This is a genomic window from Swaminathania salitolerans (assembly GCF_007988945.1).
In the GTDB taxonomy this organism is placed as follows: domain Bacteria; phylum Pseudomonadota; class Alphaproteobacteria; order Acetobacterales; family Acetobacteraceae; genus Swaminathania; species Swaminathania salitolerans.
Map to the genome: position 1 here is coordinate 697,517 of NZ_BJVC01000001.1, position 22,678 is coordinate 720,194.

Below are 22,678 nucleotides of genomic sequence, written 5' to 3' on the forward strand. Positions count from 1 at the left end.
GGAGTATCCTGGGATCATGACCTCCTCAGTCCGTAGCGTAAGCGTTCTTGGCAGTACCGGCAGCATTGGTTGCTCGACGATCGACCTGCTGCTGGCCGAACCGGACCGGTTTCAGGTGCGGGCACTTGTCGGCGGGCGTAACGTGGCGCTTCTGGCCGAACAGGCGCGCGCCCTGCGCGCCGAACTGGCCGTCATCAACGACGAGTCGCTCCTTGACGAGCTGCGCACGCTCCTGAAGGGAAGCGGGGTGCAGGCCGCAGCCGGACGCCGTGCGGTTATCGAGGCGGCCGCGATGGAGGCGGACTGGACCATGGCTGCCATCACGGGGGCAGCCGGACTCGAGCCTACCCTTGCGGCAACGCGCAACGGCAAGGCGATCGCGCTGGCCAACAAGGAAGCGCTCGTGAGCGCGGGCGATGTCATGTTGCGCGAGGTTGCAGCCGCAAAGGCGGAATTGCTGCCGGTGGATTCGGAGCATAACGCGATCTTCCAGAGCCTCACGGGAAGCGCGATCGGAACGGTCGACAAGATCATCCTGACGGCCTCGGGCGGTCCGTTCCGCTGCGCCTCGCTCGAGACCATGCGGGCTGCGACGCCCGAACACGCCCTGAAGCACCCGACCTGGAGCATGGGGGCGAAGATCACCATCGATTCCGCATCGATGGCGAACAAGGGTCTCGAGGTGATCGAAGCGGCACGTCTTTTCGGTCTGGGCGACAGCCAGATCGACGTTCTCGTTCACCCGCAATCGGCGGTTCACGGGCTGGTCCAGTTTCGCGATGGCAGCCTGATCGCGCAGCTCGGCGCGCCCGACATGCGCGTGCCGATCGCGAACACCCTGGCCTGGCCGGATCGCATGCAGACGAATGCACCGCGCCTCGATCTGGCCGCCCTGGCCCGTCTCGATTTCGAGGCGCCGGACGAACAGCGTTTTCCCGCCTTGCGTCTCGCTCGCGAGGCACTGCGTGCCGGCGCTGCATCGCCGACGATCTTCTCCGCGGCCAACGAGATCGCCGTCGAGGCCTTTCTCGCTCGTCGTATCGGATTTCTGGGTATCCCGGAGACGATCGCCCATGCGATGGAGGTGCTCGGTGCGCCGTCGCTCGATACGCTCGACGATGTCCTCCACTGGGACGCGGAGGCCCGTCGTGTCGCGACACTCTTCGTCTCGCGCGATACGGTCGCCTCCATGACCGCAGCGGAGCAGCTTCATGCATGAGTTCGCGGTCACGATTCTCGCCTTCGCCCTGATCCTCGGGATTCTCGTCTTCGTTCATGAAATGGGTCATTATCTCGCCGCGCGCTGGCGGGGCGTGAAGGTGGATGCGTTCTCGATCGGATTCGGGCCTGCCCTGTATCGCTGGCACGATCGGACGGGCACGGAATGGCGCATCGCCGCGATTCCCCTCGGCGGATACGTCAAACCTCACGGTTTCGAGGATCCGGAAGACGCAACGGCGGAGCAGAAGGCAGCCTGGGTTCCGGGTCAGACCTTCCACGACAAGCCTGTCGGCTCGCGCATGCTCGTGATCGTCATGGGGCCGGTCTTCAATTTCCTGTTCGCGATCCTGCTTTTCACGGTGCTGTACGCTTCGGTGGGCAAGCCGGAGATGAAGAACGAGATCGCACAGGTCGCGCCCCACAGTGCCGCCGAAAAGGCGGGGCTGCGTCCGGGCGACGTGATCACCCGACTCGGATCGCTCGATGTGTTCAATTTCGCCGACATCCAGGCTCATGCCGTGAAAATGCCGGGCGAGACGACCACGCTCGGTATCCGGCGGGACGGTCACGATCTGTCGCTGCCCATTACGCTCGATACGGTTCCCGCAACGAAAACCAGCCCGGCGCGCGGGAGCATCGGCATCATGGCCGAGCTCGTCCCGGGACGGCCGATGAGCACGGGGCGTGCCTTCGTCGCCGGGCTGCACGAAACCTGGACGGTATCGGTCCAGACCCTCCAGGGAGTCTGGCAGATCCTGACCGGTCACCGTAGCGCGAAGGAGCTTGGAGGGACGATCAGGATCGCCCAGCTCTCCGGGCAGGTCGCCCATTACGGGCTCGCCAGCATCGTCTCCTTCATGGCTCTGCTCTCGATCAATCTCGGCCTGATCAACCTTTTCCCGATTCCCCTGCTCGATGGCGGCCGTCTGGTTTTCTATGTTGCCGAAGCCGTGAGGGGGAAGCCGGTCTCCAGACGCATTCAGGAGATCAGCTATCAGGCGGGATTTGCCATTATCGCAGCGCTCTTCCTGTTCTCGACGTTCAACGATCTTTCCAATCTCGGATTGTTCCGGTGAAGGGCGCGTTCAGGTAAGGCCAGTCGTGACATAGTGTGTTACGAGAGTTCATGTCTCGTGGCGCTTGCGCAGGGGGGGACAAGTCGGATACGTCCAGTCAGGTCGCGCCAGCTCCCGTGCCTTGCGCCAGATTGCATTGCGCTTAATTGTCTGAAATAAACCTTCACGTCGGGTTGATGAAGTTAAGGAACGTCCGTCTTGTCAGGTAAACGTCTCGTTCTCCTTGCTTCGGTCTGCATTTTACCTGTGTATTCAGGTCAGGCCGAGGCACAGAAAACCCGTCGCCATTCCGCGCATCAGGCCAGCGAACACCGCCAGGCCAACGGTCAGGTGATCGAGGTCATCGATGTGAAGGGCAACAGCCGTATCGAGACCAGTACGGTCCTGTCCTATATGGTGGTGCAGCCGGGAGACCGTTTCAACCAGGACGATCTCGATCGCTCGCTCAAGACCCTGTATGCGACGGGTCTGTTCAAGGATGTGACCCTGCGTCGCTCGGGTTCGACCCTGATCGTCGATCTCGTCGAGAACCCGGTCGTCAACCGCATCGCCTTCGAAGGCAATCACGCCGTCAAGGACGAGGATCTCCGCAAGGAGATCACGATGCGTCCGCGTGCGGTCTTCTCGTCCCAGGCGGCTGCGGCAGATCGCCAGAAACTGCTCGATCTCTATGCGTCGAAAGCGCGTTTCGGCGCGACGGTAACGCCCCAGATCATCAAGCTTTCGCATAACCGGGTCGATGTGATCTTCAAGATCAACGAGGCCCGTCAGACGCTGATCAACAAGATCGTCTTCGTCGGGAACAAGGCGTTCAGCGAGGCGCGTCTCGCTGCCGTTATCTCGTCCAAGGAATCGGAGTGGTACCGTTTCTTCTCCTCTTCCGACGAGTACAATCCCGAGCGCGTGAAATACGACGCCGAACTTCTGCGTCGCTTCTATCTGCATAACGGTTACGTCGATTTTCACATGATCAACGCGACGGGCGAGCTGTCGCCGGATCGCAAGAACTTCATCATCACCTTCACGGTGGATGAGGGGCCGCGCTACCGCATCGGCAAGATGGACGTCCGCTCCAGCCTTCGTCACGTCGAGTCGAAGGACCTGAAGAAGTACATCGATCTGTTCCCGCATCAGTGGTACGACGGTACGGCCATTCGCAACAATGTGACCAGCATGCAGGAACGGCTGCAGGCGACCGGGCACCCCTTTGCGATGGTGCGCTCCGAAATTGCCCGCAACCCGGAAAAACGGGTGGTCGATCTGCTTTTCGATGTGAATGAGGGGCCGCATGTCTATGTCGAGCGCCTCGACATCAACGGCAATACGGTGACGAAGGACAAGGTCATCCGGCGATCCCTGCCTATGGCCGAGGGCGACCCGTACACCCCGTTCGACCGGAAATACTCGAAGGCCGCGCTCGAGGATCTCGGCTTCTTCAAGACCGTATCGATCGATCAGACCCAGGGCTCGGCCCCCGACAAGGTCAACGTCTCTGCCAATGTCGTGGAGAAGCCGACAGGCGAGTTCTCGCTCGGTGGCGGTTACTCGACAGACGTCGGTATTTTGGGCAATGGCTCCGTCAAGCAGCACAATCTGCTGGGTACGGGTATGGATGCCGGTATTTCCGGTACGGTCGCCTATTACCAGAAGCAGGTCGATCTCTCGCTGACCGATCCCTATTTCCTGGATCGCAACATCGTCGCGGGTATCGATATCTTCGGCATTGAGAACAACTACCAGACATATCAGTCGTACAAGGAAGGCCGTTACGGTGCGACCCTGCGTATGGGGTATTCCTATAACAACTATCTTTCGCAATCCTGGAGCTACTCGCTGATCGATCGCCGCGTCGGCAATCTCTACGATGCGCAATATGTCCAGGAATCGGGAAGCTACGAATACGTGCCTTCCTATTACGTTCAGGATTCCGCCGGCTGGTCGCTGCTTTCCCAGCTCAGCACATCGCTGACCTACGATCGGCGCGATAACCGCATGCGCCCGCGCAAGGGATACATGCTCGAGCTCGGGGGCGATTTCGCCGGTATCGGCGGAGACGTGAAATATCTCCGGGCGAAATTCGACGGGCAGTATTATCTGCCGCTCGATTCGATTACCGGCTCCCATGACTGGGGTCTGCAGTTCAAGGGCGGCGCCGGCTATATGGGCGACTGGTCCAAGAGCGGCAATGTCAACATCATCGACAACTTCTATCTCGGCGGCCAGAACCTGCGCGGCTTCCTTCAGGGCGGTGCTGGCCCCCGATCGGGCCACATCAATGCCAACACCCCTCTGCCCGGGCAGGAAGATCTCATCGGTGGGCGCTTCATCTATACGGCGTCTGCCCAGCTCAACTTCCCGCTGCCCATGGGAGACGATGTCGGTATATCGGGGCGCTATTTCGTCGATGCCGGTAGTCTTGCGGGCCTGCGCGTCAAGCACCGCTATACCAATCCTTCCGATGAGAGATACACGCCCGTAACCGGTGACACGCTTACGCCCCGCGTGACCACGGGTGTCGGTATTTCCTGGAAGAGCCCCTTCGGTCTGGTCAATATCGACGCCGCCGTGCCGATCATCAAATCGCGGAACGACCGCCTGTATCCGATCCGTTTCGGCTTCGGGCAGCAGTTCTGATCGCAGTCCTTTCCCATCCCGATCGCGCCATGCTTCCGCGGCGCGATCGTCATGGTCTTGAGTAGAGGTCTCCATGTCCATTTTCTCGGCAGCCCGCTTCATGGCTGCTTCGGCATTACTCGCCTCCGTCAGCCTTCCCGCATTCGCTCAGGCGCAGTCCTCCTCCGGCAATTCCGGTGGCAATGCAGGTTGGTTCGTGCCGAAAACCGCCCAGCCTGCGCCGCCGCCCCGTGCGGCCCGCCGCGTTCCGGTCGCGCAGCCTGTTGCGCCCCAGGCCGAGGAAGCCATGCAGCAGCCCGAGACGCCGCCCGTGCTGCCGGCCCCCCCGATTCCGGATTCTCCCGATCTTCCCAAGGCGGCACCCCCTCCGGCGGCCCTGATCGGTGTCATCAGCATCCCGACCGTGATGCGGATGTCGACGGCCGCGGCAGAAGCCCAGAAAGTGTTGGGTGAGCGCCGCGACAAGCTGGCCGCTGCGGCGCAGAAGGAGCAGGCGGGCTGGCGCGCCGAACAGCAGAAGCTGCAGGAAAGCGCACGCACCCTGACCTCGGAACAGATCCAGATCCGTGAGCGTCATCTGCAGGAGCGCCGGAACAAGGCGCAGCGCGATTTCGCCAATCGCGCCCGGATCATCCAGGAAGCCGCCAATGTCTCGCTCAACCAGATCGAGCGCGAGCTGGTGCGTATCGTGCGCCAGGTGGCGAATTCTCACAGCATGAATCTCGTTCTGCATAGCGAGCAGGTCGCCCTGCATGTGGACGGGCAGGATATCACGGAGGAGACGGCGAAGGTTCTGAACAAGATCCTGCCTCATGTCTTCATCCCGGCCGAGGATGTCGATCCCGAGGTTCTCGCAAAATCGGGCAAGATGCCCACGACGGCGGATGAGGATACGACATCGCAGGTCGGTCCGGGTCCGGCTGCCGGTCAGCAGGCGACCGAGGCGCCACGCTCGATTCTGAGGAAGCACTGATCGCTCATGACGGATACCGACGCCCCGATTTCCAGTGACGTCCTCCCCAGCGACGTCCTTCCCGGCGATCCCCGGTTCTTCGACCGGGCGGGGCCGTTCTCCGTGCGCGATCTGGCCGAATGTGCCGGGGCCGAGATTGTCGGCCTCGACGATGACACCGACCGGACGATGCTCCAGGGCGTCGCTCCGCTGACGATGCTCCAGGGGGTCGCTCCGCTCCAGGCCGCGACCGCTGGCGAGATCAGTTTCCTCGACAACAGGCGCTATCTGCCGCTCCTCGCCGGGACGCGGGCGGGCGCGGTCATTCTCGCTCCGGCGTTCAGGGACAAGCTGCCCCCGGGCGTGATCGGTCTCGTCAGCAAGACCCCCTATCTCGCCTGGGCGCGGATCGCCTCGCGGTTCCATCCGCTTCCCCCGGCGAAGCCGGGCATTCACGCCACGGCCTGTGTGGATCCGACCGCCCGGATCGCGGAAGGGGTGGAGATCGGCCCGTTTGCCGTGATCGGCGCGGGTGTGGAAATCGGCGCGCATAGTGTCGTCGGCGCCCAGGCGGTGATCGGCAGCGGTGTGTCGATCGGGGAGCGATGCAGGATCGGTGCGCATGTTTCCGTGTCGCATGCGATTCTGGCGGATCGGGTCACGCTCTATCCCGGGGCACGGATCGGACAGGACGGCTTCGGCTTCGCCGTGGGGCCGTCGGGATTCGAAACGGTCCCGCAACTCGGTCGCGTGGTCATCGGGCACGATGTCGAGATCGGTGCGAACTCGACCATCGATCGCGGATCCATGCGCGACACCGCGATCGGCGCAGGAACCCGTATCGATAATCTCGTGCAGATCGGACACAACGCCCAGCTCGGTCGCTGCTGCATCGTCGTCTCGCAGGCCGGTATTTCCGGCTCGACGGAGCTTGGCGATTTCGTGACCATCGCCGCCCAGGCGGGGCTGATCGGTCACATCAGGATCGGGGAAAAGGCGCGTGTCGGCGCCCAGTGCGGTGTCATGTCCGATGTGGAGGCCGGCGCCGATGTGATCGGCAGCCCTGCCATGCCGTTCCGGGAGTTCTTCCGCAATGTCGCCTTTCTGCGCCGTCTCGCAAAGAAGGACGGCAAGGGAGAAGGCTGAGAACCGTCGAACCGCTGTATGTCTGCATGGCGGTTCGGGAGGATCGACCCCGAGAGTGGCCAGAATGGCAGAGTTTTGCTAAGGCTGGGCAACATCGTGAAACGACCATCATCGAGGTGATGGAGAGGCGGGGCCGGAATCCTGGTGCCGCGACAAGCAAGAAGTGAGCGGAAAATTGGACGCGCCAGCGGAAGACAAGAAAAAGGTGGCGGCAGCCGGCGACGCTGCGGCCGAGATCGGTTCCATCGATATCATGCGGATCATGTCGGCCATTCCGCATCGCTACCCGTTCCTGATGATCGACAAGATGGTCGATATCAGGCTGGGTGAATCGGCGACGGGTATCAAGAACGTCACCATCAACGAGCCGTTCTTCACGGGGCATTTCCCGGCCCAGCCGGTCATGCCCGGCGTGTTGATCGTCGAAGCCATGGCCCAGACAGCCGCGACTCTCGTCGTGCTCACCCTCGGCGAGGCGTTCGAAGGCAAGCTCGTCTATTTCATGACGATCGAGGGCGCCAAGTTCCGCCGCCCCGTCGGTCCGGGCGATCAGCTGCATATCACGGTGGAGAAGGAGCGCGCCCGCGCCAATGTCTGGCGTTTCAAGGGCGTGGCGCGTGTCGATGGCGTTTCGGTTGCCGAGGCGACCTTCAGTGCCATGATCATGGGTTAAACAGAGGTCTTGGATCATTCCGTGGTAAACTGGCCGAGCTCCGTCCGCATTCATCCCAGCGCTCTCGTCGATCCCGAGGCAAAACTCGGAGAGGGCGTGACCATCGGTCCGTGGTGCTCCGTCGGTCCCGATGTCGTGCTCGGTGAGGGCGTCAGACTCCATGCGAATGTGATCGTCGACGGCCTGACCGAGATCGGCGCCCAGGCCGAGATCTTTCCTTTCGTGACGGTGGGGCTCGCCCCGCAGGATCTCAAATATCGTGGCGAGCCGACGCGTTGCCAGATCGGCGCCCACACCGTCATTCGGGAGAACGTGACGATCCACAGGGGCACGGCCCAGGGTGCGGGGCTGACCCGGGTCGGGTCGCATTGTCTCATCATGGCCAATGCGCATGTTGCCCATGACTGTCTGATCGGCGATGGCGTAATCATCGTCAACAATACGGTGATGGGCGGTCATGTCGAGATTGGCGATGGCGCGCGGATCATGGGCTCCGCAGCCCTGCACCAGTTCGTTCGTATCGGTCGTGGGGCTCTGGTTGGCGGCGTGTGCGGGGTCGAGGCGGATGTCATCCCCTATGGCAGCGTTCTGGGCAATCGAGCGCGTCTGGTCGGCCTGCACTGGATCTGGCTCAGGCGTCAGGGTGTCAGTGCGGGAGAAATCCAGCAGATGCGCCGTGCCTTCCGTATCCTGTATCCCCGTACCGGACGGAACGAGGCCGTTCTCGGGGCGCGCCTGTCCGAAGTAAAGCGCGATTTTCCGGATCACGCGCGTATTCAGGAAATCATCACCTTCATGGAAGCCGAGAGCCGACGCGGGCTCGTGCGGGCTGCGAGCCCGTCCCAGATCACAGCCGAGACAGAGGGCGTGTGACTCCGCTGCCTCATGGTGCGGTTGCTCCTGCGCCCGTCGGTATTCTGGCCGGAGGCGGGCCTCTGCCCTTCCAGGTTGCCGAGGCAGTGCGGGATGCGGGTGGTTCGGTCTTCATCGTCGGTTTTCAGGATTTCGTCGATACCGCGCGTCTCGATGCATGGCCGCATCGCATCGTTCGTCTGGCCGCGGCGGGAGAGATCCTTTCCGCACTGCGTGAGGCCGGTTGTCGCGAAATCGTCCTGATCGGGCCGGTCCGTCGCCCGGCGCTCAGGGATCTTCGGCCCGATGCCGAGGGCGCGCGGCTCATGGCGCGGGTAGGACGGGCGCTGTTTTCGGGCGATGACGGGCTGCTCGGCGCCTTGGTGCGGATCTTCGGCGAGGAAGGATTCGTCGTCAGGGGCGCGCATGAGTTTCTGAACCGCTCGCTCGGCCATCCCGGAATCCAGGGCTGTGTCCGTCCTGACGCACAGGCGATGCAGGATATCCGGCGCGGCGTTGCCGTCGTGCGCGGGCTCGGCGCGCTCGATATAGGGCAGGGATGCGTCGTTCAGGATAATCTCGTTCTCGCGGTCGAGGCGCTCGAGGGCACGGACGCGATGCTCGCCCGTGCGGCGGAGCTCCGGCAGCCCGGGGCCGGGGGTGTTCTGGTCAAGATGCTCAAGCCCGGTCAGGAAAAGCGGGCCGACATGCCGACACTGGGGCCGCGAACGGTTGAGAACGCCCATCGGGCAGGATTGCGCGGGATCGCCTTCGAGGCCGGGGGGACGCTTCTGACGGATCCCGAGGGGTGCAAGGCAACCGCGGACCGCCTCGGGATGTTCCTTTACGGAGTGAGCGACGTCGAACACGACGGCGTTGCCTGAAACGCGTCAGGAGACAGAAAAATGGCCACCTATCTGCATACGATGATTCGCGTCCGCGATCTCGACAAGAGCGTCGGGTTCTACAGGATGCTGGGTATGCGCGAGATCCGGCGTCGGGAAGTGCCCGACGGTCGCTATACGCTCGTGTATATGGGGTTCAACGACAACGCCCATGGCGAGGCGGAAATCGAACTCACCTATAACTGGGATCAGGAAGAGCCCTACACGCTCGGCAACGGATTCGGTCATTTCGCGATCGGCGTTTCCGACGCCGCGGCTTTAGTCGAGACGGTGCGCGGCAATGGCGGGAAGGTCACGCGCGAGGCGGGGCCGGTCAAGTTCGGGACGACGGTCATTGCCTTCGTCGAGGATCCCGATGGCTACAAGATCGAGATCATCCAGAAGGATACGTTCTGACGTTTCCTGCCCGGTGCTGCCGTCCTGCCCGGCGTGCTTTCTGCCCGGCGCTGCTTTCTGTTCGGCGCGTGACGGGCAGGCCGGGGGCATGAATTGCCTCAGCTCCGGGATCTGCTTTGCCTGAGACGGTCGGTGGCCTTCTCGAGGGCGGCGATGATCGTCGCGGCATGGCGTTTCACGCGCTCGTCCGGATCGTTGGAAAGCAGATCGGCCGCGAGCAGGGCCGTGGCCAGATCGTTGCGAAGATCGTGACGCAGCGCCGACAGGCGTCGCTCGGCGTCCGGGTTCTGGCCGGTCGGCGTCCCTGAGGCGGCCGGGGGCGGGGGAGGTGTCATGCTGAAGCTCCTCGATTCGATTGACAGCGTTGACGGGGCCTCGTAAAAGCCCGCCCACAGAGGAAGATGGCGTCAACCTTGTGTCGTCTTCTTGTCAGGGTGGGCCGTGACAGGTTTCACCGTCAACCATTGCCTTGAGGAATGACGCCATGAAGCGTACCTATCAACCGTCCAAGCTCGTTCGCAAGCGTCGTCACGGCTTCCGTGCTCGCATGGAAACCGTCGGTGGACGCCGCGTGATCAACAACCGCCGCGCCAAGGGCCGCAAGAAGCTCTCGGCCTGAGATCGTCTTGGCAGGGCAACCGGAGACGCTCAAGAAGCGCCCAGAGTTTCTCCGCTGTGCGGGGCGTGGGCGCAAGGTCGCGACTCCGGGTCTTGTCCTGCAGGTTCTCAAGCGGGAAGAGGCCGAACCGGCCCGTGTCGGATACACCGTCACGAAAAAAGTCGGCAACGCCGTCGTGCGTAACCGGACCCGCCGCCGCCTCAGGGCGGCCCTGCGTCAGGTGGCGCAGACCCACTCCCTCGAGGCTGTCGATCTGGTCCTGATCGGACGCGATTCGACGCGCTCCCGTCCCTTTTCCCGTCTTGTCGATGATCTGGAGCACGCCCTCAGAAAGGGACAGGCTCTTTGAGAGCGCGTCCGAGGGGCGTCTTTCTCGGCTTTCTGCTGACGCTGCTTCGCTTCTACAAGCGCTATATCAGCCCGCAACTCGGTCAGAACTGCCGCTTCCATCCGGGATGCAGCACCTATGCCGAAGAGGCCCTGCGCAAGCATGGAATCGCGCGCGGCTCGTGGCTTGCCCTGCGTCGTATCCTGCGCTGTCATCCCTTTCATCGCGGTGGCTTCGATCCGGTGCCCTGATCCCGGTTCTCCGGCTGCATGCGAGACCGAACAAATCGCCGAAATCGTGTCCGGGCTATTGTTTTGCGCTCGGAATTCGGTCACTTGAACCGCTGTGATTGCGGCATCGCGCCCGGAATCATGGTTACCTGTTTCATTCACCTGGAAAGACCGGCATTCGGCTGATGGATATCAAGCGCATCATCGTGGCAACCTGTCTCTCGGCCGCGATCCTGATCGGCTTCGATTATTTCGTGCCGCAGCACGCGAAAGACGACGTCGAGACCCCGTCCTCATCCCAGACCCAACCGGCAAAACCGGCTCCTTCGGGCAAGATATCGGCGCTTCCCGCGCCGGTACCCGGAGGGCCTCCGGCAAATGCAACCGACATGCCCCGCAAGGATGCAGGCAAGATCGCGATCGAGGGGCCGGACGCCACGGGCGCCATCAGCCTTCGCGGCGCGCGCTTCGACAGTCTGGTTCTGACCCATTACCGGGAGACGCTCGACAAGGACAGCCCGCTGGTGCGCCTGCTCGAGCCCCAGGGCGGTCCTCAGCCGAGTTTCGTCGAGATCGGGTGGCAGGCGCCCGCCGGATCCACGATCCGCCTGCCGGATGCCGATACGGACTGGACGAGCAGCGACACGGTGCTCTCCCCCGATCATCCGGTGACCATGCAGTGGAACAACGGTCAGGGTCTCGTCTTCAGGATCGCGATCCGTCTGGATCGGCGGTATCTCTTTGCCGTGACCCAGACCGTGCAGAACGATTCCGGTCAACCGGTTGCCCTGACGCCTTTCCAGCGTGTCGAGCGCGACTACAAGCCCGTCGAGACCGGAGGCATGATCGTGCATGAGGGGCCGCTCTCGGTGATGAACGACCGGCTCGACGAGGAAACCTACAAGACGATGCGCAAAGGGGCCACCAAGCCCGATAACGCAGCCTGGTCGGCGCAAGGTGTCGGCGGATGGGCCGGACTGACCGATCGTTACTGGCTCACGGCCGTCATTCCCGATCAGAAAGCCGCGGTGACGGCGCAGTACCGCTACATCCCCGGAAGGACGGATGGCGCCTATATCGTCGATACGCGTTCGAGCCAGCCGATCCAGATCGCGACGGGTTCCGCCGTGCAGACGGCGAGCATGGTCTTCGTCGGTGCGAAAGAGGTAAATCTGCTCGACCAGTACACCAACGATCTGCACATTCCCTATTTCTACAAGGCCGTCGATTTCGGGTGGTTCGCCTTCCTCACGCGCCCGATGTTCCATATCCTTCACTGGCTCTACAGCCATGTCGGCAATTTCGGCATCGCCCTGCTCATCCTGACGCTCATCATCAAGCTGATCCTGTATCCGCTCGCGACGAAGTCCTTCGCGTCCATGGCGCGCATGCGCACGCTTGCCCCGCGGATCCAGGCGATTCGCGAGCATAACAAGGGCGATCAGATGGCGCAGAACCAGCAGATCATGGCGCTCTACAAGGAGGAGGGGGTCAACCCGGCCGGAGGCTGTCTGCCGCTTCTCGTCCAGGCGCCGGTCGCGTTCTGCCTCTACAAGGTCCTGAACATCACCATCGAGATGCGCCAGGCACCGTTCTATGGCTGGATACGCGATCTCTCCGCGCCCGATCCCACCACCATCTTCAATCTCTTCGGTCTGCTGCCGTTCAATCCTAGTTTCCTGCCCGAGATGCTTCATGTCGGTGTCTGGCCGATCCTGTTCGGCATCACGATCTGGCTGATGCAGCGTCAGAGCATGGTCAGCATGGACCCGGCCCAGCAGAAGATCATGCAGTTCATGCCGGTCATCTACACGATCTTCCTCGGGCGGCTCTCCGCAGGCATCGTCATCTACTACACCTGGAACAACGTCCTGAGTTATGGACAGCAGAAGCTCATCCAGATGCAGATCGATCGCGGCCAGAAGGGCGGAAGCGCCGGGAAAAACGATGGCGGGAAGGGCGGCAAGGCCGTGGGCAAGTCGTGACCTGGCAGGACGATCCCACGGTCTTTACCGAAGCGCAGATCGAGGACGGCCGTCTTCTTTTCGCCTCGGAATGCGGTTTCTTCTTCGGGGCGCAGAAGCTGGACCAGCTTCCCCCTCTCGCAGGGCCGGAAATTGCGTTTGCGGGGCGCTCGAATGTCGGGAAATCGAGCCTCATCAATGCGCTTACAGGACGCAAGAGCCTCGCACGCGCTTCTTCGGAGCCCGGGCGCACCAAGCAGCTGAACTTCTTCGATCTCGGCGGGCGGCTCGCTCTCGTCGATATGCCGGGCTACGGTTTTGCCAAGGCCGCCAAGGCGATCAAGGAAGAATGGCAGACGATGATGTTCGCCTATCTCCGCGGGCGTCCGACCCTGGCACGGGTGTTTCTGCTGCTCGATGCGCGTATCGAGCTGAAACAGGCCGATCGTGACGTCATGGACATGCTGGATCGCGCCGCCGTCCTGTTCCAGATCGTCCTGACGAAGGCAGATGCGGTCGGCCCGACGAAGCTTGCAGCCAAATCCGCCGAGGTGAGCGCGGCGATCGCAAAGCATGCCGCCGCCTATCCTCACCTAGCGGTGACGAGCAGCGAGACAGGCGCGGGAATCGAGTCATTGCGTGCCGAGATCGCCCGACTGATCCCGGCGCTGGGGACGGAAGGGAAGCCGGGATGATCAAGAACGTGGCCGATATCATGAATCCTGACATGAACGACGAAGGGCAGCAGCAGGCGGCCCTGCTCGCGAGCGCGCTCCCGTTCCTGCGTCGATATGCGGGCGATACGATCGTCGTCAAATATGGCGGTCACGCCATGGGCAAGGATCACCTGTCGAGCGCGTTTGGTCGCGATATTGCCCTACTCAAGCTGGTGGGCATCAATCCGATCGTCGTGCATGGCGGAGGACCGCAGATCAGCGCAATGCTCGGGCGTCTCGAGATTGCCTCCCGCTTCGTGGACGGGCTCCGCGTGACGGATCAGGCGGCCATCGACGTGATCGAAATGGTCCTCTCCGGCAGCGTCAACAAGCAGGTTGCCGATCTCATCAATCGTGCAGGGGCTCTGGCTGTCGGTATTTCGGGCAAGGATGGCGGTCTGCTCCAGGCGAAGAGACTCCTGCATCGGAGCCGCGATGCGAGTCAGGAGCCGGTGGATCTCGGTTTCGTCGGCGAGCCGGTCAAGATCGATCCGCGCGTTCTCTACTCCCTGCTCGGCTCGGGCCTGATTCCCGTCATCGCACCGATCGGCGTGGGTGAAAAAGGCGAGACCTACAACATCAATGCCGATACGGCAGCAGGAGCCATTGCGGGCAGCGTCAATGCCTCGCGTCTGCTCATGCTGACCGACGTGGCCGGTGTTCTCGATGAGACAGGCAAGCTGATACCCGAACTGACCGCGGAAGAGGCGCAGCGCCGTATCGCCGACGGATCGATTTCAGGCGGCATGATTCCCAAGGTGGAAACCTGTCTTGCAGCGGTCAAGGCGGGCGCGAGCGCGGCGGTCATTCTCGACGGTCGCGTGCCCCATGCCTGCCTGCTCGAGCTGTTCACCCATAAGGGCTCCGGAACCCTGATCCGGGCCAGCTGATCGGGATCACCCGATAAGATTCAGCTTATCCGGGCCGCGCGATCCGGATCGGGCGTGTCTGTATCGGGCGTCCGGCTGGAGCGCCCCCGCTTCTCCGGATCGGGCGTCTCCGGATCGGGCGTTTCCGGAGCGGGTGCTTCCGGGTCAGGCGTTCTCGTGGGCGAAATGCCAGTCCGCATTGCGCTCCCGGGCGATCGAGAGGGCGAGGCGCGCACGCTCGAAAAACGAGTCGAGCGTATCGCTCGAGCCGGGCTCGCGCGTCACGAGGCCGATCTTGACCGAGACTCGCGGATTCGCCCCTGCCGAACAGAGATAACGCCGCCGACAGATCTGTTCCGCTCGTTCGACCGATGCAAAGCGGTCCCCGCCATCCAGCCAGAGCGTGTAGCTCTCCCGGTCGACCTGTCCGATGATATCGGTGGGGCGGATCGCACGTTGCAGGAAGGCGATGGCATCGCGGACATGGGTGATCTGGGTGATGGCATCGTCCGCTTCCACCTCGGCATCGTCACGCACATCGAGAAGCCCTGAAAAGCAGACGAGCATCAGTGTCGCCGGTAGCGTCTCACGGTCGAGCCGCGCGAGCCTCCGTTCCACCCGTTCCTTGAAAAGGGACCAGATCGGCAGATGGGTGAGGGGGTCATAGGGGAGGGAACGCAGCAAGACGCGGTAGCGGTGATCCACCTCGATCATGGCGGCGGCCGTCTGCACGAGCGTGACCAGAACGCGACGGGCGGATTCGGCGTCTCTCGCCGGATAGCGGCGCGGAAAATAGACGATGATGCCGATATCGCCCTGATGCCGCACCGGTGTGATGGCGCGTATGCTGAGATTGGTGCTGATCAGGTTGAAGCCGTGCGGATCGGGGTCGCTCCCTTCCGGCAAGGGGGGCCAGGCCTTGAGAAGATGCAGCTGCGAGCGCGGCGCTTCCGGAACGATCAGCGGGCCGGAACTCATGAGCACGCCCCGATCGGGCCGTGCCGTTGCACAGAAAAGCGTGAATGCGTCCTTCAGCCCGTCGGAAACCGAGACGGCCGCCCGGAGGGCCTCGAGCAGGGCAGTCTGCAACCTGATTTCCCGGGAGCGATGCCCGTTCCTGGCGTTTTGACCGATCGGAGCCGATGAGGAGAGGCTGGGAGGAGAACGCATGATCTTCGAGAAAAATGCGTTCATTCTGGTGGTTCCTGAAAGGATATACTGGAGTTTTTCTGCTCTCTGACCGGTCTGGCTGATGTCCGGGACCGGAACGGCGAACAGGATTCACTATAGGACCGCCAATTTAATTACTCCTTAACGGGATGCTTTTCGGATGCTGCCCGGATCCGGGCTGGGGGGCTCCCAGAAGACCTCCCCCGGGATCTCCCCCAAGTTTCGCCTTAAGATTCGTTGACTTCCGGGGAGGTCCTGAGCATGGTCCGCATCACTTGCGTAACCCTCTCCAAGGAAGCCTGACCATGCCTGGTACCGATCTGCGCCCCGTGATCGAATCCCTCTGGGAGCGTCGCGACACGCTGAATGCCCATACCGAGGGCGAGGCGCGGGATGCGATCGAACATGTTCTCTCCGCGCTCGACGAGGGCCGTCTGCGTGTGGCCGAGCCGGGGAAGGAGGGCTGGGTGGTCCATGAATGGCTCAAGAAAGCCGTTCTTCTCTCCTTCCGTATTACCGACAGCCGCGTGGCGGAGCGTGGCTGCGGCGGTGTTCCGGGCTTCGACAAGGTGCCGCTGAAATTCGATGGCTGGGACCAGTTCCGTTTTGCAGAAGCCGGATTTCGGGCAGTGCCCGGTGCGATCGTGCGCCGCTCCGCCTATATCGCGCCCGGCGTCGTGCTGATGCCGAGCTTCGTCAATGTCGGTGCGCGCGTCGATCGCGGCACGATGGTGGATACCTGGGCCACTGTCGGCTCGTGTGCGCAGATCGGGAAGAATGTGCATATCAGCGGCGGCGCCGGGATCGGCGGCGTGCTCGAGCCACTCCAGGCCGCCCCGGTGATCATCGAGGACGATTGTTTCATCGGTGCCCGCTCCGAGGTTGCCGAGGGTGTCATCGTCGAGCGGGGATCTGTGCTCTCGATGGGGGTCTTCATCGGCGCTTCGACCAAGGTCGTCGATCGTGCCACGGGCGAGATCTTCATGGGACGCGTCCCGGCCTATTCCGTGGTCGTGCCGGGCACGCTCCCCGGCCGCACGCCCGATGCGCCGCATCTCGCCTGCGCGGTGATCGTCAAGCGCGTCGATGAGCGCACGCGCTCCAAGACGTCGATCAACGAACTCCTCCGCGACTGAATCGCGACTGAACCGTGTCCATTGACGTCGTCGAACTCGCCCGTTCCCTGATCGCCTGCCGCTCGGTCACGCCCGCAGATGACGGCGCGCTTGCCGTTCTGGACCGGGCGCTGACGGGGCTGGGTTTCGCCACGGAACATCTTTCCTTCGGCCCCGCGGGAGAAGAGACGCCAAATCTCTTCGCCCGTCTCGGCTCGAGCGGCCCTCATCTGTGCTTTGCCGGTCATACCGACGTGGTGCCCCCCGGAGACGGCTGGTCCGCCGATCCTTTCGGAGGCACCATCCGGGACGGTCTCCTCTTCGGTCGCGGCATCGCCGATATGAAGGGGGGAATAGCTGCTTTCGTCTCGGCCGTGTCGTCTCTTCTCGCGCAGAGGCCTCTGAACGGCTCGGTGAGCCTCCTGATCACGGGCGATGAGGAAGGACCCGCGCGGCACGGCACGAAAGACGTCCTGCCGTGGATGGTGGAGCACGGGCATCGCCCGGATTTCTGCCTCGTGGGCGAACCCACGAACCCCATGCATCTCGGCGAGACGATCAAGATCGGCCGACGCGGCAGCCTCAATGCCTGCATCACCATCGAGGGGACGCAAGGCCACGTTGCCTATCCTCATCTTGCCGATAATCCCGTGCACCGGCTCATCGCCATTCTCGGGGAGCTGACGGGCAGGGAGCTGGACCGGGGCAACGCCCATTTCTCGGCTTCGTCTCTCCAGGTCGTGAGCATCGATGTCGGCAATCCCGCCACCAATGTGATCCCGCAGAAGGCGAGCGCAGTCCTCAACATACGCTTCAATACCGAGCATCGGGGCGAGACCCTGCTTCGCTGGATCGAGGCCTGCGTCGAGCGTCATGCGCCGGGCAGGGGGCGTATCGAGTCCCAGATCAGCGGAGAAGCGTTTCTTACCGAACCGGCCGCTCCGGTGCGGGCGCTTCAGGACGTGATCGCGAGGCATACGGGCAATGCGGCCCTTCTCGACACCGGAGGGGGCACGTCGGATGCCCGCTTCATTACCTCCGTCTGCCCCGTTGCCGAATTCGGCCTTGTCGGCGCAACCATGCACAAGGCCGATGAATGCGTCCCCGTTGCCGATCTCGAAACGCTCGTTGGCATCTATCGTGATTTTCTGGAGGCTTTCGGCCTGTGACATCCCGTACTCCCACGCCTGACGAGACGCCCGCCGGTGCCGCAGCCCGTATCCTTCGTGGCGTCCTGCTTCTCGGGCGGGGCGACCCGCGTGGCATCGCCTCCTTCGGCTCCGGGCCGGAAGCGCTGTTATCCGCTCTCGCCCCGAGTGTGGCGCTGTGTCTCGTTACGATCCTGTCCCAGGCATTGAGGGGCTATGATGCCATCGGGGTCGTCAAGATCTTCCTGCTGATCGTGACCCTGCTGAGCCGCCTCGTCGTCTCGCAGTTCATGGCGGTGATCTGGAAGCGTGACGATCGCTGGATCCGCTACGCCACGGCGTCGCTCTGGTGCAACTGGCTTCCGATCGTGATCATGCTGTTTGCCGTCAGCCTCGTGCAGCTTCTCTCACCGGGGGCGGCATCCGGAGGCTCTGCCGTCGGCGGTGTCGTGCTCGGTGTCGAGCTTTATGAGCTGTGGCTGAGCTGGTTCGTCGCCCGGGCCGGTCTCGAAATCGGTGGCGGCAAGGCGGCGCTGCTCATCGTTGCCGTGAATGTCTCCCTGATGCTGCTGTACGGTTTGGCGGCCCTGCTGCCGCCGCATTACAACGTGATCAGCGAGTTGCTGGCCCCCATGGGAAAACCCCACTGAGGCCACGCCCCCGGCAGGGCTTCGAAGCGGACCCGGAATTGGCCCCGGAATTGGCTTCGACCCGTAGCCCGAACCCGTAGCCCGAACCCGCAGCCCGGACCCGTAGCCCGGTTCGCGGTCCGGGAGAGAACGCGGACGCGCCAAGCCCCTCCCGGCCTTTCCGGCACATGCCTGCGCGGCGCGCCCGATGAGAGGGAGCGGGAGGCCGGATCTCTGGAAGAACGCGTCTTCAGGAGAACGGGTCTTCGGGATAGCCGACCCCGACGAGACACAGCCCCTCGGGCGGTGCGGTCGGGCCTGCCTTGCGACGGTCCCGTGCCTCGAGTACCGATTTCATGCGCTCGACGGGCCAGCGACCGCAACCGACCATCTGTAGCGATCCCGCGAGGTTCCGCACCTGATGATGCAGGAAGGAACGCGCCGTGGCATCGATATGGATATAGACCCCGCTTCTCGACACATCGAGCCGGTCGAGCGTGCGTACAGGGCCGCTGGCCTGACAGGATGAAGCGCGGAAGGATGAGAAGTCGTGACGACCGATCAGGAAGCGGGCTGCGGCATGCATGGCTTCGGCATCCAGCTCGTGCCTGACATGCCAGACGTGATCGAGATCGAGGACGGGGCGCGTCGGGCGGTTGAGGATCGTATAGCGATAGCTGCGCGACACCGCAGAGAAACGGGCATGCCAGCCCGGTCGGGCCGCGGCCGCGTCCAGCACGGCGATCCGGTGCGGCTTGAGGTGGAAACTCAGACCGTCGCGGATCTGACGCGCATCGCGGGCGGCCGTTTCGGGAAGATCGAGCTGAACGACCATGGCCGCGGCATGGACACCGGCATCGGTCCGTCCTGCCGTGGCGGTCATGACCGGCGCATCCGCCACGAGACGCGAAGCCGCATCCTCGAGCCTCTCCTGCACGGAGACGCCGTTGTTCTGGCGCTGCCATCCCACCGTGCCCGTCCCGTCATATTCGATACGCAGAGCCCAGCGTGTGTAGCCCGGGGCAGGGCCGTCATTCGCCAAGGCGCGTCCCTTTCGCAAGCGGCGTGCCGCGCAGAAAGGCCTCGGCAGGCATCATCGCCTTGCCCGGGCGCTGGAGCCGGGTGATGCGCAGGGCGTTGCTCTCGCCCTCGGTGTTTCTGCCGCAGAGAATTGTGAGTTTGGAATCCAGCGTCGTGCCGGGCGTCATGGCCGCATCATCTGCCAGAGCGTGATCGATCGCGACCGGTTCGGCCGCCCCGATTTTCAGCACGACCCCGTCGAGCGTGGTGAACGCGCCGGGCCAGGGGGTAAGCCCCCTGATCTGTCGATCGATCGCGGCAGCGGTGTCGCGCCAGTCGATCCGGCCGCTCTCGCGTGTCAGACGCTCTGCATAGGTCACGCCGTGTTCGGGCTGAGGCGTCGGTGCGAAGGGACGCTGGAGCGTCTCGAGCAGCAACTCGGCACCCAGCAGCGAAAGCCTGTCATGCAGGCCGGATGCGGTCTCCCGGGGCGAGAGGTCGATGGCGGCTTCGGCCAGGACGTCTCCCGTATCGAGGCCGGCATCCATCTGCATGATGGAAACGCCGCTTCTCCCGTCACCTGCGAGAATGGCGGACTGGATCGGAGATGCGCCGCGCCAGCGTGGAAGAAGGCTCGCATGGACGTTGAGGCAGCCCAGACGCGGTGCGTCGAGCATCGTCTGCGGCAGGATGAGACCATAGGCGACCACGATCGCGAGATCCGCATCGAGGGCCCGGAAGAACGCGTGCTCTGCGACGTCGTGGCGCAGGCGGGTCGGACAGCGTACCGGAATGCCCGCGGCCTCGGCGGCGCGATGCACGGGAGAGGGACGCAATGCCTTGCCCCGTCCCGCCGGGCGGGGCGGCTGGGTATAGACCTGAACGATTTCGTGCTGCTGCGCACGCAGGGCTTCGAGGACGGGCACCGCGAAATCGGGCGTTCCCATGAAGACGAGGCGCATCGGCTCAGCGTCCTTTCTGTTCCTTGGCCAGCCGGCGCATGATCATGTTGCGCTTGAGCTTCGAGAGATGGTCCACGAACAGGATCCCGTCGAGATGATCGATCTCATGCTGCAGGCAGGTCGCGAGCAGATCGTCGGCATCCATCTCCTCGATGACGCCATCCAGGGTCCGGTAGCGCATACGCACGCCGACGGGTCGCACCACTTCGGCATACTGGTTGGGCAGGGACAGGCAACCTTCCTCCCGTGCGGCAAGCTGCTCCGTCTCCTCGATGATTTCGGGGTTGATCAGCACCAGCGGGTTCCGCTCGCCCTCATCGGCGACATCGACGAGGGCGAAGCGCAGGCCGAGGCCGATCTGGGGGGCGGCGAGACCGATCCCGGGCGCCTTGTACATGGCCGAGAACATTCCGGGCAGGGTCGCACGGACGAGCGCCATGTCCTCCGGGGTCACTTCGCGCGCAACGGCACGCAGCACGGGCTGGGGCGCGACGAGAATGGGGGTCGGGGCGACGGACTCGATGTCCGCGAGAAAAGGGAGCGCAGTCATGATGCCGGGATGTAGTCGGTCATGCGCCGGAAAACCAGTTCGTATTGACGGTTTTCGATGCAACGACCGGGATTCCCGAAGGGCGCTTCGCTTGCGTTCATGCCCAAACATGCTCATATCGGGCGCGGGTACCCGATGCCTCTTCGAGGGTCGATCCTATCCTATCGTCTCGCTCCTGGAGGAGGCTGCATGTCAGGCCGACTGTTCACGTCACCCATGTTTCTCGGTTTCGATCACCTCGAGCAGATGCTCGAGCGCGCGTCGAAAACCGCTTCGGACGGCTATCCTCCCTATAATATCGAGCAGCTCAACCAGACGACACTGCGGATCACGCTCGCTGTCGCCGGTTTCGTCATGGACGATCTCCAGATCACGCAGGAGGACAACCAGCTCGTCATTCGCGGCCGTCAGACGGATGACAGCCAGGGGCGTGTCTTCCTCCATCGCGGGATTGCCGCGCGACAGTTCCAGAAAGCCTTCGTTCTGGCAGAAAATATCGAGATCGGCGAAGCGTGGCTTGACAACGGGCTGTTGCATATCGATCTCTTCCGTCCCCAGCCGGAAGTCCGCGTCAAGCGCATCGAGATAAGCGCAGGACGCCGGGACCGATCCATGGCCCGCACCACCCATATCGAGGTTCCAAAGCCGCGCCGCACGCGCGCCATCCGCGATCTCGACGACGAATGAACCCGGAACGACCCGCGCCCCGATATGGGGGCGAAAAGGGGCGATCCGGCACCGACCTCACAGGATAGATCCAGATATGACCAAATCAGTTCGTGACGAGGAGACCGGATCGGCGCCCGCGCCGGTTTCGGATCTGCGCCGTATGACACATCAGGACCTCAAGGATTTCGGCATGAGCAAGCTGGCTTATGTCAAACCCGTGACCTATGAGGGCGAGGCCGCGTTTGCCATCCACGCAGCGGATGGAACGCCCATGGCGCTCGCCGAAGACCAGTCCAGCGCTTTCGAGGCCATCATCGATCACGAGATGGTCCCGGCCTGGGTCCACTGAGCCGATCCGGCTCCTCCGGGATGCGTATGCCTGAATGCTCAGGCCCGGATGATCGACAAGGGAGACTGACGTGACGTCTAAGAATGCCGATATCGTGCGCTATGGTGAGGAACATCGTCTGAGCGGCGCTGTGCGACATGGCAATACGCTCTATCTCGCGGGGCAGGTTGCAGACGATGCGTCTCTCGATACCGAGGGCCAGACGGCGGATATCCTCCGTCAGATCGATGCGATCCTGGCCGAGGCCGGTACCGACAAGACCCGTCTGCTCTCCGTTCAGGTATTCCTGACCGATATCACCGAGGTCGATTCGATGAACCGGGCCTGGGATGCCTGGCTCGATCACGATCACAAACCGGCGCGCGCGACCGTCGAGGCACGTCTCGTTGATCCCGACTGGGCTGTGGAAATCACGGCAATCGCAGCGCTCTGACGGGCGGGAACCGGAAGGCGCGCGATCGCGCCCCCGTATCCCCCGGGGCGCC

26 protein-coding genes are annotated in these 22,678 nt (G+C 63.3%); 21 read left to right on the top strand and 5 right to left on the bottom strand.

Annotated elements, in window-relative coordinates:
- Positions 1 to 16 precede the first annotated feature (16 nt).
- The 9 genes from dxr to gloA all read left to right on the top strand — a co-directional run bounded on the left by dxr (position 17) and on the right by gloA (position 9,855).
- Positions 17 to 1,219: a 1-deoxy-D-xylulose-5-phosphate reductoisomerase gene (gene dxr / locus SSA02_RS02855; RefSeq protein ID WP_147092378.1), complete on the top strand. Its 1,203-nt coding sequence runs from the start codon at positions 17 to 19 to the stop codon at positions 1,217 to 1,219.
- Positions 1,212 to 2,297, top strand: coding sequence for an RIP metalloprotease RseP (rseP, locus tag SSA02_RS02860; protein WP_147092379.1), 1,086 nt, complete (start codon positions 1,212 to 1,214; stop codon positions 2,295 to 2,297). The genes dxr and rseP overlap by 8 nt, the downstream gene beginning before the upstream one ends.
- Before the next feature lie 198 nt (positions 2,298 to 2,495).
- Complete coding sequence (gene bamA / locus SSA02_RS02865; protein ID WP_147092380.1) at positions 2,496 to 4,931, top strand: outer membrane protein assembly factor BamA; 2,436 nt, start codon at positions 2,496 to 2,498, stop codon at positions 4,929 to 4,931.
- A gap of 73 nt (positions 4,932 to 5,004) precedes the next feature.
- Positions 5,005 to 5,904, top strand: coding sequence for an OmpH family outer membrane protein (locus tag SSA02_RS02870; RefSeq protein WP_147092381.1), 900 nt, complete (start codon positions 5,005 to 5,007; stop codon positions 5,902 to 5,904).
- A gap of 6 nt (positions 5,905 to 5,910) precedes the next feature.
- The gene (gene lpxD / locus SSA02_RS02875; RefSeq protein ID WP_147092382.1) at positions 5,911 to 7,029 is read left to right on the top strand and encodes a UDP-3-O-(3-hydroxymyristoyl)glucosamine N-acyltransferase; all 1,119 of its coding nucleotides are present in this window, start codon (positions 5,911 to 5,913) and stop codon (positions 7,027 to 7,029) included.
- Positions 7,030 to 7,282: 253 nt separating this feature from the next.
- Positions 7,283 to 7,702 carry a 3-hydroxyacyl-ACP dehydratase FabZ gene (gene fabZ / locus SSA02_RS02880; protein WP_147092670.1) on the top strand — a complete coding sequence of 140 codons (420 nt, stop codon included), beginning with the start codon at positions 7,283 to 7,285 and terminating at the stop codon, positions 7,700 to 7,702.
- Between the two features lie 9 nt (positions 7,703 to 7,711).
- A complete protein-coding gene (lpxA, locus tag SSA02_RS02885; protein WP_246103571.1) occupies positions 7,712 to 8,575 on the top strand; it encodes an acyl-ACP--UDP-N-acetylglucosamine O-acyltransferase in 864 nt (287 codons plus the stop codon).
- Entirely contained in the window at positions 8,572 to 9,438 is an 867-nt protein-coding gene (locus SSA02_RS02890; protein ID WP_147092383.1) for an LpxI family protein, read from the top strand. The genes lpxA and SSA02_RS02890 overlap by 4 nt, the downstream gene beginning before the upstream one ends.
- Positions 9,439 to 9,459: 21 nt before the next feature.
- Positions 9,460 to 9,855, top strand: coding sequence for a lactoylglutathione lyase (gene gloA / locus SSA02_RS02895; RefSeq protein ID WP_147092384.1), 396 nt, complete (start codon positions 9,460 to 9,462; stop codon positions 9,853 to 9,855).
- Between the two features lie 98 nt (positions 9,856 to 9,953).
- Here the strand turns inward: gloA and SSA02_RS02900 are convergent, their stop codons facing one another.
- A complete protein-coding gene (locus tag SSA02_RS02900; protein WP_147092385.1) occupies positions 9,954 to 10,190 on the bottom strand; it encodes a histidine kinase dimerization/phospho-acceptor domain-containing protein in 237 nt (78 codons plus the stop codon).
- A gap of 149 nt (positions 10,191 to 10,339) precedes the next feature.
- Between SSA02_RS02900 and rpmH the strand changes: the two genes are divergently transcribed.
- The 6 genes from rpmH (at position 10,340) to argB (ending at position 14,602) form a co-directional block, all read left to right on the top strand.
- Positions 10,340 to 10,474 (top strand): 50S ribosomal protein L34, encoded by a 135-nt coding sequence (gene rpmH / locus SSA02_RS02905; protein ID WP_023978518.1) that lies wholly within the window; start codon positions 10,340 to 10,342, stop codon positions 10,472 to 10,474.
- 7 nt (positions 10,475 to 10,481) lie between these two features.
- Positions 10,482 to 10,823, top strand: coding sequence for a ribonuclease P protein component (rnpA, locus tag SSA02_RS02910; RefSeq protein ID WP_147092386.1), 342 nt, complete (start codon positions 10,482 to 10,484; stop codon positions 10,821 to 10,823).
- A complete protein-coding gene (gene yidD / locus SSA02_RS02915; protein WP_222591049.1) occupies positions 10,820 to 11,053 on the top strand; it encodes a membrane protein insertion efficiency factor YidD in 234 nt (77 codons plus the stop codon). Before rnpA ends, yidD begins: the two co-directional genes overlap by 4 nt.
- 164 nt (positions 11,054 to 11,217) lie before the next feature.
- Complete coding sequence (yidC, locus tag SSA02_RS02920; RefSeq protein WP_147092387.1) at positions 11,218 to 13,017, top strand: membrane protein insertase YidC; 1,800 nt, start codon at positions 11,218 to 11,220, stop codon at positions 13,015 to 13,017.
- Positions 13,014 to 13,691 carry a ribosome biogenesis GTP-binding protein YihA/YsxC gene (yihA, locus tag SSA02_RS02925; RefSeq protein ID WP_147092388.1) on the top strand — a complete coding sequence of 226 codons (678 nt, stop codon included), beginning with the start codon at positions 13,014 to 13,016 and terminating at the stop codon, positions 13,689 to 13,691. Before yidC ends, yihA begins: the two co-directional genes overlap by 4 nt.
- The gene (gene argB, locus SSA02_RS02930) at positions 13,688 to 14,602 is read left to right on the top strand and encodes an acetylglutamate kinase (protein WP_246103572.1); all 915 of its coding nucleotides are present in this window, start codon (positions 13,688 to 13,690) and stop codon (positions 14,600 to 14,602) included. The genes yihA and argB overlap by 4 nt, the downstream gene beginning before the upstream one ends.
- Before the next feature lie 144 nt (positions 14,603 to 14,746).
- Here argB and SSA02_RS02935 read toward each other — a convergent pair whose 3' ends face one another.
- On the bottom strand, positions 14,747 to 15,775 hold the full coding sequence (locus SSA02_RS02935; protein WP_147092389.1) for a GGDEF domain-containing protein: 1,029 nt from the start codon (positions 15,773 to 15,775) through the stop codon (positions 14,747 to 14,749).
- Between the two features lie 281 nt (positions 15,776 to 16,056).
- Between SSA02_RS02935 and dapD the strand changes: the two genes are divergently transcribed.
- The 3 genes from dapD to SSA02_RS02950 are packed head-to-tail and all read left to right on the top strand — an operon-like array spanning position 16,057 to position 18,664.
- Positions 16,057 to 16,887, top strand: a complete 831-nt coding sequence (gene dapD / locus SSA02_RS02940; protein WP_147092390.1) for a 2,3,4,5-tetrahydropyridine-2,6-dicarboxylate N-succinyltransferase — start codon at positions 16,057 to 16,059, stop codon at positions 16,885 to 16,887.
- A 14-nt stretch (positions 16,888 to 16,901) separates the two neighbouring features.
- Positions 16,902 to 18,035 carry a succinyl-diaminopimelate desuccinylase gene (gene dapE, locus SSA02_RS02945; protein WP_147092391.1) on the top strand — a complete coding sequence of 378 codons (1,134 nt, stop codon included), beginning with the start codon at positions 16,902 to 16,904 and terminating at the stop codon, positions 18,033 to 18,035.
- On the top strand, positions 18,032 to 18,664 hold the full coding sequence (locus SSA02_RS02950; protein ID WP_147092392.1) for a hypothetical protein: 633 nt from the start codon (positions 18,032 to 18,034) through the stop codon (positions 18,662 to 18,664). The genes dapE and SSA02_RS02950 overlap by 4 nt, the downstream gene beginning before the upstream one ends.
- Before the next feature lie 229 nt (positions 18,665 to 18,893).
- Here the strand turns inward: SSA02_RS02950 and truA are convergent, their stop codons facing one another.
- From truA to def, 3 genes are read right to left on the bottom strand one after another with little or no spacing between them, the layout of a single operon-like run.
- Positions 18,894 to 19,685, bottom strand: coding sequence for a tRNA pseudouridine(38-40) synthase TruA (gene truA / locus SSA02_RS02955; protein ID WP_186807645.1), 792 nt, complete (start codon positions 19,683 to 19,685; stop codon positions 18,894 to 18,896).
- Complete coding sequence (gene fmt, locus SSA02_RS02960) at positions 19,675 to 20,625, bottom strand: methionyl-tRNA formyltransferase (protein ID WP_147092394.1); 951 nt, start codon at positions 20,623 to 20,625, stop codon at positions 19,675 to 19,677. The genes truA and fmt overlap by 11 nt, the downstream gene beginning before the upstream one ends.
- A gap of 4 nt (positions 20,626 to 20,629) precedes the next feature.
- On the bottom strand, positions 20,630 to 21,175 hold the full coding sequence (def, locus tag SSA02_RS02965; RefSeq protein WP_147092395.1) for a peptide deformylase: 546 nt from the start codon (positions 21,173 to 21,175) through the stop codon (positions 20,630 to 20,632).
- Positions 21,176 to 21,364: 189 nt separating this feature from the next.
- Between def and SSA02_RS02970 the strand changes: the two genes are divergently transcribed.
- From SSA02_RS02970 to SSA02_RS02980, 3 genes are all read left to right on the top strand, one after another.
- The gene (locus SSA02_RS02970; RefSeq protein WP_147092396.1) at positions 21,365 to 21,862 is read left to right on the top strand and encodes an Hsp20 family protein; all 498 of its coding nucleotides are present in this window, start codon (positions 21,365 to 21,367) and stop codon (positions 21,860 to 21,862) included.
- A gap of 76 nt (positions 21,863 to 21,938) precedes the next feature.
- A complete protein-coding gene (locus SSA02_RS02975) occupies positions 21,939 to 22,193 on the top strand; it encodes a DUF1150 family protein (RefSeq protein WP_147092397.1) in 255 nt (84 codons plus the stop codon).
- A 70-nt stretch (positions 22,194 to 22,263) separates the two neighbouring features.
- Complete coding sequence (locus SSA02_RS02980) at positions 22,264 to 22,626, top strand: RidA family protein (protein WP_246103573.1); 363 nt, start codon at positions 22,264 to 22,266, stop codon at positions 22,624 to 22,626.
- The last annotated feature ends 52 nt before the right edge of the window (positions 22,627 to 22,678 follow it).

Coding starts and splice junctions, on each gene's coding strand:
- dxr (WP_147092378.1), top strand. CDS start 17: ATGACCTCCTCAGTCCGTAGCGTAAGCGTTCTTGGCAGTACCGGCAGC.
- rseP (WP_147092379.1), top strand. CDS start 1,212: ATGCATGAGTTCGCGGTCACGATTCTCGCCTTCGCCCTGATCCTCGGG.
- SSA02_RS02870 (WP_147092381.1), top strand. CDS start 5,005: ATGTCCATTTTCTCGGCAGCCCGCTTCATGGCTGCTTCGGCATTACTC.
- lpxD (WP_147092382.1), top strand. CDS start 5,911: ATGACGGATACCGACGCCCCGATTTCCAGTGACGTCCTCCCCAGCGAC.
- fabZ (WP_147092670.1), top strand. CDS start 7,283: ATGCGGATCATGTCGGCCATTCCGCATCGCTACCCGTTCCTGATGATC.
- gloA (WP_147092384.1), top strand. CDS start 9,460: ATGGCCACCTATCTGCATACGATGATTCGCGTCCGCGATCTCGACAAG.
- SSA02_RS02900 (WP_147092385.1), bottom strand. CDS start 10,190: ATGACACCTCCCCCGCCCCCGGCCGCCTCAGGGACGCCGACCGGCCAG.
- rpmH (WP_023978518.1), top strand. CDS start 10,340: ATGAAGCGTACCTATCAACCGTCCAAGCTCGTTCGCAAGCGTCGTCAC.
- yidC (WP_147092387.1), top strand. CDS start 11,218: ATGGATATCAAGCGCATCATCGTGGCAACCTGTCTCTCGGCCGCGATC.
- argB (WP_246103572.1), top strand. CDS start 13,688: ATGATCAAGAACGTGGCCGATATCATGAATCCTGACATGAACGACGAA.
- SSA02_RS02935 (WP_147092389.1), bottom strand. CDS start 15,775: ATGAACGCATTTTTCTCGAAGATCATGCGTTCTCCTCCCAGCCTCTCC.
- dapD (WP_147092390.1), top strand. CDS start 16,057: ATGCCTGGTACCGATCTGCGCCCCGTGATCGAATCCCTCTGGGAGCGT.
- fmt (WP_147092394.1), bottom strand. CDS start 20,625: ATGCGCCTCGTCTTCATGGGAACGCCCGATTTCGCGGTGCCCGTCCTC.
- def (WP_147092395.1), bottom strand. CDS start 21,175: ATGACTGCGCTCCCTTTTCTCGCGGACATCGAGTCCGTCGCCCCGACC.
- SSA02_RS02970 (WP_147092396.1), top strand. CDS start 21,365: ATGTCAGGCCGACTGTTCACGTCACCCATGTTTCTCGGTTTCGATCAC.
- SSA02_RS02975 (WP_147092397.1), top strand. CDS start 21,939: ATGACCAAATCAGTTCGTGACGAGGAGACCGGATCGGCGCCCGCGCCG.